General features: G+C 59.1%; 11 protein-coding genes. 8 read left to right on the top strand and 3 right to left on the bottom strand.

The features are described 5' to 3' along the window. The first annotated feature begins 153 nt into the window (after positions 1 to 153). Both HMPREF2749_RS07880 and ilvA read left to right on the top strand, forming a co-directional pair. Positions 154 to 1428 carry an AI-2E family transporter gene (locus HMPREF2749_RS07880; RefSeq protein ID WP_070594009.1) on the top strand — a complete coding sequence of 425 codons (1275 nt, stop codon included), beginning with the start codon at positions 154 to 156 and terminating at the stop codon, positions 1426 to 1428. Between the two features lie 233 nt (positions 1429 to 1661). Then, complete coding sequence (gene ilvA, locus HMPREF2749_RS07885; protein ID WP_070594011.1) at positions 1662 to 2915, top strand: threonine ammonia-lyase; 1254 nt, start codon at positions 1662 to 1664, stop codon at positions 2913 to 2915. A gap of 171 nt (positions 2916 to 3086) precedes the next feature. Here the strand turns inward: ilvA and greA are convergent, their stop codons facing one another. Continuing rightward, complete coding sequence (gene greA / locus HMPREF2749_RS07890; protein WP_044150727.1) at positions 3087 to 3584, bottom strand: transcription elongation factor GreA; 498 nt, start codon at positions 3582 to 3584, stop codon at positions 3087 to 3089. Positions 3585 to 4003: 419 nt separating this feature from the next. On the opposite strand from greA, the gene mca reads away from it, so the two are divergent. The 5 genes from mca (at position 4004) to HMPREF2749_RS07915 (ending at position 9003) form a co-directional block, all read left to right on the top strand. Then, on the top strand, positions 4004 to 4975 hold the full coding sequence (gene mca / locus HMPREF2749_RS07895) for a mycothiol conjugate amidase Mca (RefSeq protein ID WP_049346795.1): 972 nt from the start codon (positions 4004 to 4006) through the stop codon (positions 4973 to 4975). Between the two features lie 279 nt (positions 4976 to 5254). Further along, on the top strand, positions 5255 to 6064 hold the full coding sequence (uppS, locus tag HMPREF2749_RS07900; protein WP_049346793.1) for a polyprenyl diphosphate synthase: 810 nt from the start codon (positions 5255 to 5257) through the stop codon (positions 6062 to 6064). A gap of 91 nt (positions 6065 to 6155) precedes the next feature. Then, positions 6156 to 6683, top strand: a complete 528-nt coding sequence (locus tag HMPREF2749_RS07905) for a prepilin peptidase (protein WP_049341530.1) — start codon at positions 6156 to 6158, stop codon at positions 6681 to 6683. A gap of 127 nt (positions 6684 to 6810) precedes the next feature. Continuing rightward, positions 6811 to 7317 carry an NUDIX hydrolase gene (locus HMPREF2749_RS07910; protein WP_049341532.1) on the top strand — a complete coding sequence of 169 codons (507 nt, stop codon included), beginning with the start codon at positions 6811 to 6813 and terminating at the stop codon, positions 7315 to 7317. 414 nt (positions 7318 to 7731) lie between these two features. Beyond that, entirely contained in the window at positions 7732 to 9003 is a 1272-nt protein-coding gene (locus HMPREF2749_RS07915) for an MFS transporter (protein WP_239662235.1), read from the top strand. A 132-nt stretch (positions 9004 to 9135) separates the two neighbouring features. Here HMPREF2749_RS07915 and HMPREF2749_RS07920 read toward each other — a convergent pair whose 3' ends face one another. Then, positions 9136 to 10542, bottom strand: coding sequence for a class II fumarate hydratase (locus tag HMPREF2749_RS07920; RefSeq protein WP_070594012.1), 1407 nt, complete (start codon positions 10540 to 10542; stop codon positions 9136 to 9138). Positions 10543 to 10766: 224 nt separating this feature from the next. After that, complete coding sequence (locus HMPREF2749_RS07925) at positions 10767 to 11486, bottom strand: carbonic anhydrase (protein ID WP_049338718.1); 720 nt, start codon at positions 11484 to 11486, stop codon at positions 10767 to 10769. A 417-nt stretch (positions 11487 to 11903) separates the two neighbouring features. On the opposite strand from HMPREF2749_RS07925, the gene glpX reads away from it, so the two are divergent. Next, positions 11904 to 12911 carry a class II fructose-bisphosphatase gene (glpX, locus tag HMPREF2749_RS07930; RefSeq protein WP_049327916.1) on the top strand — a complete coding sequence of 336 codons (1008 nt, stop codon included), beginning with the start codon at positions 11904 to 11906 and terminating at the stop codon, positions 12909 to 12911. Positions 12912 to 13089: the final 178 nt, after the last annotated feature.

Raw genomic sequence — 13089 nt, forward strand, 5'->3', positions numbered from 1 at the left:
GTACCGTGATGGTGCCGCCGCCTTTGCCGCTTTACTTCCCCGATGTATCGAGGCGCAGGGGAGGGGCGCAACAACATCACCACATACCGCCTCCGCTGGGGCAGCCGAAGCTGCCCCGCGCGGGCGCGACACCGATAACGATTTGGAGACACCGTGAAAATTACACCTGTTGCAGAAGAGCATGTAGCCGAGGAGGAGCGCGGCTACCGGGTGCCTTTTGCTATGGAAGTTGCTGGTGCTTGGGCGTGGCGCATCATTATGATTGCCGGTGCCGGTTGGATCCTTTGGAAGGGCCTGGGGCACGTCTCCCTGCTGGTTATTTCTCTTCTGGTGGCTCTGCTGCTGGCGGCTCTGCTGAGCCCCGCCGTGATGCTTCTGCGTAAGAAGGGCGTTCGTGCCGGTGGCGCGGCGGCTATTGCCGAAATCGGTATGATTCTGGTGCTCGCCGGTATTATTTCGCTGACCGGTCAGCAGATTCTGCGCGGTTTTGTGTCCATGGCGGATAAGGCGATGCAGGGCTACCAGCAGCTGATTGGTTGGCTGAAGAACCTCGGCTACGAGTTCGGTGCAGACCAGCTGAACCAGCTGCTGGAACAGATGGAGAGCGCTGTAACCAATAACCCCAGCTCCGTGCTGCACGGTGTGTCTCAGGTGGGTTCGACTGCGGCTGAGGTTGCAACCGGCACCCTGCTGACCCTGTTTACCCTGGTCTTCTTCCTGATGGAGGGTGAGCGTATCTGGCTGTTCGTCACTCGCCTCTTCCCGAAGGACGCGCGTGCCGCAGTCAACGGTGCGGGTCGCGCGGGTTGGAAGTCCCTGGGTGCGTACGTGCGCGTTCAGATTCTGGTGGCGGCTATTGACGCTATCGGCATCGGTATTGGTGCCGCAATTCTGGGTGTTCCGCTGGCTATCCCGCTGGGTGTGCTGGTCTTCCTCGGCTCCTTCGTTCCGGTGATTGGTGCCCTCATTTCCGGTGCTGTGGCTGTGCTGCTGGCGCTGGTTGCTCTGGGCCCGGTGCAGGCGCTGATTATGCTCGGTATTGTTCTGCTGGTTCAGCAGCTCGAATCCAACATTCTGCAGCCGCTCATTATGGGTAAGGCTGTCTCCCTGCACCCGCTGGCTGTTATTTTCTCGGTGGCTGGTGGCTCCATGATTTTTGGTGCGGTGGGTGCTCTGTTCGCCGTGCCGACTCTGGCTGTGGTCAACGCGGTGGTGCGTTACCTGGCGAATCGTGACTGGGAGAAGGAGGCGCCTCGTGAGGAGGAGTTCCTCTTCCCGCACGAGGTGGCTCGCCGCGAGCAGGCTGAGGAGAAGGCCCAGGAACGGCAGGAGAGCGTCAAGAATCTGGCCTCCCGGGTGCCGAGCCGTCAGAAGGCTGAGGAGCCTGAGAACCAGGCTTCCGAGGCTTCGGACTCCTCCGAAGACTAGGGGCCTGCATCGAGCGGGAGGTTTTGGCGTAGGGCACCCCGCCACCCTCGATAACGCACCGCTAACTCGTCCCGGCGATACCGCCGGCCGCGATGCCGTCTACGGCGGTGTCTCGCCAGGGGGCTACTTGCGACCGGGTAGCCCCCTTCGCTGTACCCATCCTCTAAAATGGGATGAGCAATACATCACCATCCCGCGCCCGCGGGACAACGCACCGTCAGAATGGAAAACCCGTGAGCGTAGATCTCGACTCCCTGCCCGTGACCCTCACCGACATTGAACGTGCCGCAGAGCTGCTCGAAGGCGTTATTGAACGCACCCCGGTCGCCCATTCGCGTGCCCTGAGCCAGCGCCTGGGTTCCGAGGTGTTCTTCAAGTGTGAGAACCTGCAACGCGCCGGTTCGTTCAAGGTGCGCGGCGCGTATGTGCGCATGGCAAAGCTCTCCGAGGAGGAGAAGAAGCGCGGCGTCGTGGCGGCGAGTGCAGGTAACCACGCTCAGGGTGTGGCTCTGGCTGCTGACCGTCTGGGCATTAAGGCTCGCATTTACATGCCGCTGGGTGCGGCACTGCCTAAGATTACCGCAACCCGCGATCACGGCGCTGAGGTTGAGCTGCACGGCCTGACCGTGGATGAGGCTCTGGCGGAGGCGAAGCGCTACGCCGAAGAGACCGGCGCGGTGTTCGTGCACCCCTTCGACAATGAAGACATTATTGCCGGCCAGGGCACCATCGGTCTGGAAATCCTGGAGCAGGTTCCGGACGTTGACACCGTGATTGTGGGTGTTGGCGGCGGCGGTCTGCTGGCTGGTCTGTCCGCTGCTATCCGCGCGAAGGAGCAGAAGCTCGGTAAGAAGATCAAGATTATTGGTGTTCAGGCGGAGCACGCGGCGGCGTACCCGCTGTCGCTGGCTGCGGATGCTCTGGTGCCGCTAAAGAAGGTTTCCACCATTGCTGATGGTATTGCGGTGGGCCGCCCCGGTCAGATGCCTTTCTCCATCATCAAGGAGCTGGTAGACGATGTGGCGACCGTGAGTGAAGACGATATCGCTCGCGCCCTGATCTTCCTGATGGAACGTAACAAGCTTGTGGTGGAGCCTGCCGGTTCGGTGCCCGTGGCTGCGCTGATGAACGGCAAGCTGAAGGAAGAGTACGGCGACCTGGGTACCGTCGTGTGCGTGCTTTCCGGCGGCAATATTGACCCGATGCTGATGCTGAAGGTGATTCAGCGCGGTCTGTCTGCGGCTGGCCGCTACATGACCGTGAAGATGATGCTGTCTGACCGTCCGGGTGAGCTGGCGACCATTTCCCGCATTATTTCTGAGAATGATGCGAACGTGACCGGTGTGGATCACACCCGTGTGGGTGGTTCGCTGTCCATGGGTGATGTGTCGATTACCATCGACATGGAAACCAAGGGCGTGGAGCATTGCCGCCAGGTGATTTCTGCCCTGGAGGATGAGGGTTTCAAGCCCATCATCGTCTACTAAGCCGATATATTTATTAGCCGACGAGCTATAGCGTTGCCTCGAATCGGAAGGGTGGAGGCAACCAGATAGGCGCACGCAGGCAGACAAAAAACAGTGCGGGGTGCTGACCGTTATAGTCAGCACCCCGCACTGTTTGTTTTAAATCTAGCGCTGTCTCTTAGCTCTAACTTCTTAGCCCTGGTAGGGGGTTGCGGAGATAATCTTGGCGCTCAGTTCCTTACCGTTCGGAGCGGTGTAGGTGACTTCGTCACCCTGCTTAGCACCCATAATTGCTGCGCCGAGGGGGGACTTCTCAGAGAAGACCTTCAGGTCGCTACCTGCAGGCAGAGTGTCCTCAATTTCGCGGGAGCCGAGCAGGAACTTCAGGGTGCGGCCGGCAACCTCAGCTTCGATGACCATGCCGTGTTCTACCACGCCGTCGTCAGCGGGAGTATCGCCGATGTGCGCGGTTTCCAGCAGGTGCTTGAGCTGCTTGATGCGTGCCTCGTTCTTAGCCTGCTCGTCGCGTGCAGCGTGGTAGCCGCCGTTCTCGCGGAGGTCACCCTCATCGCGTGCCTGCGCGATGCGGTCAACAATTTCCTGGCGGTACGGGCCGGAGAGGTACTCCAGCTCCTGGGTGAGGCGGTCGAAGGCGTCCTGAGTGAGCCAGGCACCGGTGTTTTCAGCCATGCGTGTCCTTTGCTTATGCGCCGGCGTTGCCGGTGCGAAACGAATAAACCCGCTACCGCGTGCCGCGTTCAATGCGCGGCGGTACCGGTAACGGAATGAATCAACAGACCTATTCTAGAGCACCGGAGGATTTTCGGCTGTTATGCCGGTCGTATCTTCCCCTCTGAACGCATCTTCGTCGGTACGCACGCCGGTAGCTGAACACTCCGCCAGCATCAGCCTGTTTCATGCCCGTGAATCTGCTGATATGACGGCACGTTTCACGATGTCACACGGCGTCATCTGCGCTAGTACACCGGCGCTATCCTTGGGTATCATACGAGAAGCTACAACCGTAAAATTTCTGCCGTGTAGCGCTCGTATTCGCGAGTCACAGACACATCATCGACCCCCTGGCGCATCATCTAAAGGAGACCACCGTGAGCGAAGCCATTGAACAGCTGAAGGCAAACCTGCCGTCTCACCCTCCCGTGGACTCCCTCAAACCCCTGGAGGAGGACTACACCGGTCTGCGCATCCTCGCGGTGCACGCCCACCCGGACGACGAGTCTTCCAAGGGCGCCGGTACCGCCTCGGCGTATATTGCCCGTGGCGCCCGCTTCATGGTGGCGACGATGACCGGCGGCGAGCGCGGTGACATCCTGAACGAGGAGATCGATAAGAGCCCGCGTGCGCACCGCGACCTGCCGGGTCTGCGCCGTGCTGAGATGGCGGCTGCCCGCGAGATTATGGGTATTGAGCACCGCTGGATTGGCTTCTTCGACTCGGGTCTGCCCGAGGGCGACCCCATGTCGCCGCTTCCCTTCGGTAGCTTTGGCACCATGCCCCTGGACCGTGCCGCCGCGCCGCTCGTGCGTCTGGTGCGTGAGTACCGCCCCCACATCATCATCACCTATGACGAGATCGGCGGTTACCCGCACCCCGACCACATCATGACCCACAAGGTTGCCGTGGAAGCATTCGAGAAGGCAGGCGACCCGGAAGCCTACGTGGGTGAGGGTGAGCCCTGGACCCCACTGAAGCTCTACTACGACCGCGCATTCAACCCCGAACGCACCCTCGCCCTGCACGAGCATCTGCTCGATACGCACGGTGAGAGCCTGCTGAGCGGCTGGATTGAGAACCTCGCGCACCGCGCCTCCTCGGGGGAGGCACCTCGCCACGAGACTACGACCCGCATCCTGGTTCACGAGCACTTTGAGCAGCGCGATCAGGCTTTGCGCGCGCACGCCTCGCAGGTGGACCCGAACGGCGTGTTCTTCGCCGTTCCCAGTGAACAGCTGAAGGACATTTGGCCCTGGGAGGACTACACGCTGGCCGCCTCGCATACTGAGGTTCAGCTGCCCGAATCTAGCCTGGACGAGGGCCTGAGCGACTACTACGTTATCTAGGCTGGGGCGCAGCGCCCCGCGCGTTACAATGATGCCCTTCACCCACGATATGAGTCGTAGGTGAAGGGCATCAACTATTATTAGGCGCGCGATGCGTGCAGCCCCTGTACGCACCCCGGATACCGCCACCAGCCGCCACAAATTTTGAGCCGATTCTCAGCCCAACCGCGATGCTGATTGCCGCGAAGGTACGGCGCGGCGGCGTAGAATAAGAGCTTGGACTCTTTCGTTATGAGCCCGCTGAATTATCTGCCACGACAGCCGAATGAGGTATGAGCTATGAGCGCCAACGCCCTGCCCGTGATTACTGTGCACGGCCACGCCAGCAACCCCGGCACTGTCACTGAGCCTACCATCTATGAGCAGGCTCTGGCGCGCTCGCTGAGCCCCGAATCCCTGCCGGCACATATTGGAGTGCTGGTGGACGGTAACCGCCGCTGGGCGGCTCAGCGCGGCTTGAGCACCCGTGAGGGCCACGCCGCCGGTGCGGAGCGAATTATTGATTTTCTGGCCTGGTGTACTGAGCTGTCGATTCCGCAGGTGAGCCTGTACATGCTCTCCACTGAGAACCTGAAGCGCCCCGAGAAGGAGCTGACCGGCCTGGTCGCTGTGATTGATGCATTTCTGGTGCGTCTGGTGGAGTCCGCCTGCGGTCCGGTGCGCGCCATCGGCAATATTGACCTAATTCCTCCTCAGCTGCACGAGCGCCTGGATTGGGCGATTGAGCAGACTGCGCACCTACCCGGTGTTCGCGTGAACATTGCGGTCGGTTACGGCGGCCGCCAGGAGATTGTGGACGCGGTCCGCTCGGTTCTGCGCGAGGCTGCCGCTGAGGGGGCATCCTTGGACTCGCTTGCCGAACAGCTGAGCGTGGAGGATATTTCTTCGCACCTGTACACCGCCGATATGCCCGACCCGGACCTGCTGATTCGCACTTCGGGCGAGCAGCGCCTGTCCGGTTTCATGACCTGGCAGAGTGCGTATTCTGAGTTTTACTTCTGCCGCGCCCTGTGGCCGGATTTCACACGCGTTGATTTTCTGCGTGCCCTGCGGGATTACGCGAACCGTTCCCGCCGCTTCGGTTCCTAGAACTTAGATGCTCTAGCGCCTATGTACTCTAGTGCCGCTGGCTAGTAGTCTGCCGGTAGTACAGCCTCCAGCAATACAGAATGGACGTTCTATGCTCGCTGAGCTTTCCCGCCTCTACAACGCTGGAGGCGCCTCCGTTATTGCCGCTCTGGTGCTCGGCAGCTACCTACTGTATTTTCTGTGGTGTGCCCTGCGGCTGTGGCGTATTGATGTGCGGGAGCACCGTCTGCCGCACCGCATCCTGATTCCTTTGGCTATTGCGACCTACACGGCACTGCCTGTGTCTTTGCTTTTTGCCGGTCACCCCGCCGATATTTGGCGTGTGATTGGTGCCGGTCTGGTGCTGTGGTTCTGCTACCTGCTTCTACGTATCCTGTCTTTTGGCGCGCTGGGCCGCGGGGATGTGAAGCTTGCCGGCATTCTGGGCGGCGTGCTCGGGTACCTGTCCTGGGCGAATCTGGGCTGGGCGTCGCTGGTGACGTTCCTTGCCGGTGGCTTGGTGTCTTTGGCTCTGGTTCTGTTCACGAAGGCGCGCGGTAGCACCCGCATTGCGTTCGGTCCGTTTATGCTTCTGGGCGCGCTGGTGGCGTTGGCTGCTCCGGCGTATTCTCTGTGGTAGATTCCGAAGTAGGGTGACCGTCCGGCTAAGTGGCGGGCTCGTTCTGTGTGCGGCTCGCGGCTGTTCGCTCTGCTCTCTAGCACCTATTTCTCGGCGGAACTGCCGGGGCTTTTGAAAGGTTGATGTTATGCCTACTCCTCCCTATATCCGTAAGCTGCGTGAGCAGATTGGATCGGATTACCTATGGCTGTCCGGTGCGACGGCTGTGGTGTACCGTGAGCAGGATTCTAAGGTGCTACTGGTGCGCCGTAGCGATAACGGGGCGTGGACCCCGATTACGGGCATTGTGGACCCGGGGGAGAGCCCCGCACTGACCTGCCTGCGTGAGGCGCAGGAGGAGGCGAACGTGCAGATTGAGGTGCTGGAGTTGGCGCAGGTGAAGGCTGACCCGCCGATGCAGTTCGGTAATGGTGACCGCTGCCAGTTCTTGGATCATACGTTCTTGTGCCGCTGGGTTTCTGGTGAGGCGAAGGTGAACGATGAGGAGTCTTCGCAGGTGCGTTGGGCGGATGTGTCTGACCCGGCGGAGCGTGCGTTGCTTTCGGAGCGGATGCTGGACCGTATTGATGCGGCGCTGAACTATGATGGCCACTGCCGTTTTGGTTTGGAGTCGGTGCCGCCGGAAGAACTCTAGACCGGCTACTGGGACTAAATAAAAGCCGCTGATTGAGGCGTGTATATGCAGGAGGGGCGACCCGCCGTCGTGGCGAGTCGCCCCTCCCAGTATTTTTATGACAGTTTGTTACATGTTATTGGGTGGTTCTTCCTGTTTTTCTGTGGGAGTGGGGGTCTGGAAGCCTAAATGTTGCCGTGGTTCTATTTTGTTTTTGTCTTTTTTACTTTAAGTTGTGCCTGTGCATCGAGTTATGAGTGGTGTACATGAGATGCTTTATATATGACGCGGGTTACATTGGGAGTGACGGCCCCGTATTAGTCAGTAACCCGAGAAAGATTCGTTCACGTGATGTTCTGGTGAGCGTAGTCGCTTTCCTTTTACTCTGCCTATAAATCTTTAAGGCATGCCATTTTTCTGTGAACTAGGCTCATTGTGTTCATCGCAATTCTTGGTCGCTATTTTGATGCGTCCTGGAAGGAGCAAAGCATGACAACACATAAAATACCCTGGAGAATCTACGTAGCCCTTATTGGCTCTCTGGTGGGTACAGGAATATATTCCTTCGCCCTACCCATTGCGATTCTCGCTAGTACAGGCGAAATTGGGCTGGCTGGCGTAATGGCGGTAGCCATGCAAATCCCCAATATCGCCTTGGCATATCCACTAGCAACCCTATCGGATAGTCTGCCTCGAAAACCTATGATTGTGATTGCCGGGGCAGTAAACATCCTCAGCATCCTTACCTTGGCGTTGATGATTGAGCAGCATATGTTGTCATGGTTCGCCATCGCCGCACTAGGATTTGTGAGTGGTGTCTTCTCTGAGCTGGCTGCTGCCTCAGAAGCAGGATATATTCCGCAGCTTCTCGGACGAGAAAACCTTCTTTCGTACAATGCACGTCGTGAAATTTGCGAGGGAATATCCGCAATCATTGCGCCCCCTACAGCAGGATTTATTGTTCTTGTCGCGGGTGCAACGGTCGGTCTTATCGTCCCGGTGCTCCTTTTCGGGGCGGCAACTATTTCATACGCAACGTTGCCATCCGTAGAGATGGAAACTAAAACTGAGCAACGCGAAACCGCGCAACATGGGTTTATTCACCGCATGTTTGACGGTATCCAATACATGTTCTCCGGTGCCCCGCAGAGACTTATCCTTGTCTACACGTTCTTCTTGGCGGCAGCTACGGCATCGTATTCACTCATCATTATTTACCGCCTGTATGAGGAGCTCACTTTTGAAGCCTCAGTGGTAGGCATGATTATGGCCTGCAGCGGTATCGGCGGTATCGTTGCGGCACTCATCATCGATCGTTTCCTCTCTTTTGAGAACACGCAAGGAATGCTACTGGTCGCCAACGTCGTATCCCTGCTCGGAATACCGCTCGTCACCGTCAGCAATAACCCTGTAGTGCTCGGCGCCCTGCTCTTCATCCTGGACGTAGGATGGGCATCAGCTTTCATCTTCTCCAACAATCTGCGTGACTGCATTACACCGAATGAGCTACTGGGGCGTGCCAGCTCCCTTGACGGTGCCGTGTTTGGGCTAGGAACGCTGTACTCCATGGGCGCGGTAGCACTGATGCTTGACCATCTCGGCTCCTTCAACGCTGCGCTTGTCGTCAGTATCCCGGCTGTACTCTGCCTCATCTACACGCTGGTCCACTATAAACAGTTCAAAGTGTTTAATATCGTTGAACAATAGCGAGAACCCGCTACCAACTCATTGACGGAGCAGAGAACACATACAGAGGGAGGGGCGACCCGCCGTCATGGCGAGTCGCCCCTCCTTCTATGGTTAAGCCGCGAACCTCAGGCGAGGTTCAAGCGAGTGAGATTAGAAGTTGCCCAGCATCTTGGTGACGTCCAGAGCCGCATCCAGCTGCTCCTCAGTCACTTCGCCGCGCTCCACGTAACCCAGAGCCACAACTGCCTCGCGGACAGTCACCTTGTGAGCCACCGAGTACTTAGCGATCTTCGCAGCAGCCTCGTAACCAATCAGCTTGTTCAGCGGGGTCACGGTCGAGGGCGAAGCCTCAGCCAGGAAGCGGCAACGCTCAACGTTAGCGGTCAGACCGTCAACCATCTTCTCGGCGGCAACGCGAGAGACGTTAGCGAGCAGGCGGATCGACTGCAGCAGGTTAGCGGCCATAACCGGAATACCCACGTTCAGCTCAAACGCGCCGTTAGTGGAAGACAGAGCAATGGTTGCGTCGTTACCGATGACCTGAGCGGCAACCTGAATGGTAGCCTCACAAATCACGGGGTTGACCTTACCGGGCATAATCGAGGAGCCGGGCTGCAGATCGGGGATGTGCAGCTCGCCCAGGCCGGTGTTCGGGCCCGAACCCATCCAGCGGATGTCGTTGCTGATCTTCATCAGGCCGTACGCCAGGGTGCGCAGCTGACCGGAAACCTCAATCAGGCCGTCACGGTTAGCCTGAGCCTCGAAGTGGTTACGAGCCTCGGTCAGGGGCAGGCCGGTCTCCTCAGCGAGCAGCTCAATCACGCGAGCCGAGAAGCCGTCCGGGGTGTTAATGCCGGTACCCACAGCGGTACCGCCCAGGGGAACCTCAGCCACGCGGGGCAGGGAAGCGTTCACACGCTCAATGCCGTAACGCACGGTTGCGGCGTAGCCGGAGAACTCCTGGCCCAGGGTGATGGGGGTTGCGTCCATCAGGTGGGTACGGCCCGACTTCACAACGTCCTTGAACTCTGCGGACTTGCGCTCCAGGGACTCAGCGAGCACCTCCAGAGCGGGAATCAGGTCCTTCACCAGAGCCTCGGTCACAGCAACGTGCACGGAGGTGGGGAAGACGTCGTTGGAGGACTGGGATGCGTTCACGTGGTCATTGGGGTGAACCTCAATACCCTTAGACTCCAGGGAACGGGATGCCAGGGTTGCCAGAACCTCGTTCGTGTTCATGTTCGAGGAGGTACCGGAACCGGTCTGGAAAACGTCAATGGGGAAGTGGGCGTCGTACTTACCGGTTGCTACCAGATCCGCTGCGTCGCGGATAGCCTGGGCGCGCTCAGCGTCGAGCACCTTGAGTTCCTCATTGGCGGTCGCGGCTGCCTTCTTCACGAGGGCAAGCGCACGAATATGGGCGGATTCGAGGGTCTGACCCGAAATCGGGAAGTTCTCGACTGCGCGCTGGGTCTGTGCACGGTAGAGTGCATCAGCCGGAACGCGAACTTCGCCCATGGTGTCATGTTCAATGCGGTATTCAATGTTTTCAGCCATATCTCTAGGATAGGCGTTCAAAGTGGCTTACGTCGCCTCGAAAAGGTGTCAAAAGAGGAAAAACGCTCATAAATTTTGAGGCGTGAGAAGGCGCGTAAAAACCCCGCCCCGGTAGATGTGCGAACATGCTACCGTGGCGGGGGTATCCCATAGAAAAATCTGTTGTTAAGTGCGAGCATGTGGGTTCTCGCGCTAAGGCTCGTAATGAGCGGAGAAGAGGAAACCTAGTCCAGGTTCTCCGCAACCACAACGCGCGGGGGAGTCTTCACGACCACCGGAAGCGCCTGAGTCGGCGGGTTCTGCGCGTCGTTCTTCTCCTCCGGCAGGGTCAGGTCCTGCGAGCTGAACACCAGCTCCGCCTTACCTTCCTTCAGATGGTAGAAGACACCAATCACGGCGACCTTGCCCTCAACCACCGCATCCGAAATGATGTGGGACTGCTCAATAATTCGGATGGCGGTCTGGCGGGTGTGCTCACGCACCATGTCGTTGACGACCGGGTTCTCCGGCAGCTTCGGAGACATCACCGAAGGCAGGATGTGCTGCACCAGGTTACGGATGAAGCCGTGCGGCATCTCGCCGGACTCCAGGGACTTGCTGGCCGCAGTCACAGCACCGCAGGAGTCGTGACCGAGAACCATCACAATGGGGGTCTCAAACTCATCAACCGCGTACTCCAACGAACCGAGCGCGGCATTCTCCAAGACGTGGCCGGCGGTACGCACCACGAACGCGTCGCCCAGGCCCAGGTCAAAAATAATCTCTGCCGCGAGGCGAGAGTCACCGCAACCGAAAATCGAGGCGAACGGGAACTGACCCGATGCCAGGTCGGTACGGCGAATCGTGTCCTGGTTGGGGTGCTCATTGCTACCCTCAACAAAACGGCGGTTACCGTCCTTCAGACGCTTCCATGCTTCTGCGGGAGTCGGTTGGATGCCAGCCATGTGATGCTCCTTAGCGGACAAATACAGATAACGCGTGCCGTCGGAGCCAGCGAATCTGCGAACGGGTATATGGGGCTTCAGGCGCTCGCGCTGAAGCTCAGCTCCTTGCCGGGAGCCTCCCGGAGAAAGAACCTACCTCAAATATGCCTTAAATATGCGAAAAATAGCTAGTTTGGCACGCCTTCACAACACCCAAAATCAGTGCCTCAGAGCGTATGAAGCGCCGAAGAGAGACGCAGCCCTCACCAATTTGCCGCATCTGCTCACCTTAAAGTCAACACGCACGCAAACTCGTTCAGAACAAGAAAAACGAAGCGCCCGCGCGCTATCCTGAAAGGAGCACTACTGCGTCGGCGACTTCGTGCTGGAAAGAACCAGCCAGCCGACGGTGTATTCAGAAATCTCGAAGGTGAGTCTATGACTACGAACAACAACCACGGCGATCGCAACCTCGCAATGGAACTGGTCCGCGCGACTGAGGCAGCAGCAATTGCTGCAGGCCCCTGGGTCGGCGCAGGCGAAAAGAATCTCGCAGATGGTGCAGCCGTAGACGCAATGCGCTACCGCCTCTCCACCGTCAACTTCAACGGCACCGTTGTCATCGGTGAAGGCGAGAAGGACAAGGCTCCCATGCTGTACAACGGCGAGAACGTCGGCGACGGCTCCGGTCCCTCCCTCGACGTGGCGGTTGACCCCATCGACGGTACCCGCTTGACCGCACTCGGCATGGACAATGCCCTCTCCGTGATTGCTGTGGCAGACGGCGGCACCATGTTCGACCCCTCCGCAGTGTTCTACATGGAGAAGCTGGTCACCGGCCCCGAAGCCGCAGAGTTCGTCGACCTGCGCCTGCCCGTCAAGCAGAACCTGCACCTGGTCGCTAAGGCTAAGGGCAAGAAGGTCAGCGAGCTGACCGTATGCGTGCTGGACCGCCCCCGCCACGCCAAGCTGATCCAGGAGATTCGCGAGGCCGGCGCCCGTACCCGCATCATCCTCGACGGTGACGTCGCCGGCGCTATCGCAGCCTGCCGCGAAAACACCGGCGTGGACCTCATGCTCGGCACCGGCGGCACCCCCGAAGGTGTTGTCGCAGCATGCGCTATCAAGGCAACCGGTGGCGTCATCCAGGGCCGCCTGGCACCGACCGACGAGGCAGAACGTGAAAAGGCACTGGAAGCCGGCCACGACCTCGACCGTGTGCTGACCACCAACGACCTGGTCACCAGCGACAACTGCTTCTTCGCCGCAACCGGTATCACCGACGGCAAGCTGCTGCGCGGCGTGCGCTACAGCAAGAACGTTGTGACCACCCAGTCGCTGGTTATGCGTTCCTCCTCGGGTACCGTGCGTACCGTCGAGGCAGAGCACCGCCTCTCCCGCCTGCGCGAGATTCTCTCGCACACCAAGAGCCCCGAAGAGCAGTAATCTTCGAAGCGCAGTAATCCTCGAAGGGCAGTAATCTTCGCCCCCGCAAGGGCTGAGGAGCCGCGCTAAGACTCCTCGAACATTGCACATACATACGCGCAGGAGCCGCCCCCACCGAAGAACTCGGTGGGGGCGGCTCCCTCATGTATTTAGCTTTTAGTTCTCAGAGTGCTCCCGG

This window comes from Rothia sp. HMSC075F09 (genome assembly GCF_001810515.1).
Lineage (GTDB): Bacteria > Actinomycetota > Actinomycetes > Actinomycetales > Micrococcaceae > Rothia.

Excerpts from the sequence above, each read along its gene's own strand:
- HMPREF2749_RS07905 (WP_049341530.1), top strand. The coding sequence starts at position 6,156 with ATGCTCGCTGAGCTTTCCCGCCTCTACAACGCTGGAGGCGCCTCCGTT.
- HMPREF2749_RS07925 (WP_049338718.1), bottom strand. The coding sequence starts at position 11,486 with ATGGCTGGCATCCAACCGACTCCCGCAGAAGCATGGAAGCGTCTGAAG.
- HMPREF2749_RS07910 (WP_049341532.1), top strand. The coding sequence starts at position 6,811 with ATGCCTACTCCTCCCTATATCCGTAAGCTGCGTGAGCAGATTGGATCG.
- HMPREF2749_RS07920 (WP_070594012.1), bottom strand. The coding sequence starts at position 10,542 with ATGGCTGAAAACATTGAATACCGCATTGAACATGACACCATGGGCGAA.
- greA (WP_044150727.1), bottom strand. The coding sequence starts at position 3,584 with ATGGCTGAAAACACCGGTGCCTGGCTCACTCAGGACGCCTTCGACCGC.
- uppS (WP_049346793.1), top strand. The coding sequence starts at position 5,255 with ATGAGCGCCAACGCCCTGCCCGTGATTACTGTGCACGGCCACGCCAGC.
- glpX (WP_049327916.1), top strand. The coding sequence starts at position 11,904 with ATGACTACGAACAACAACCACGGCGATCGCAACCTCGCAATGGAACTG.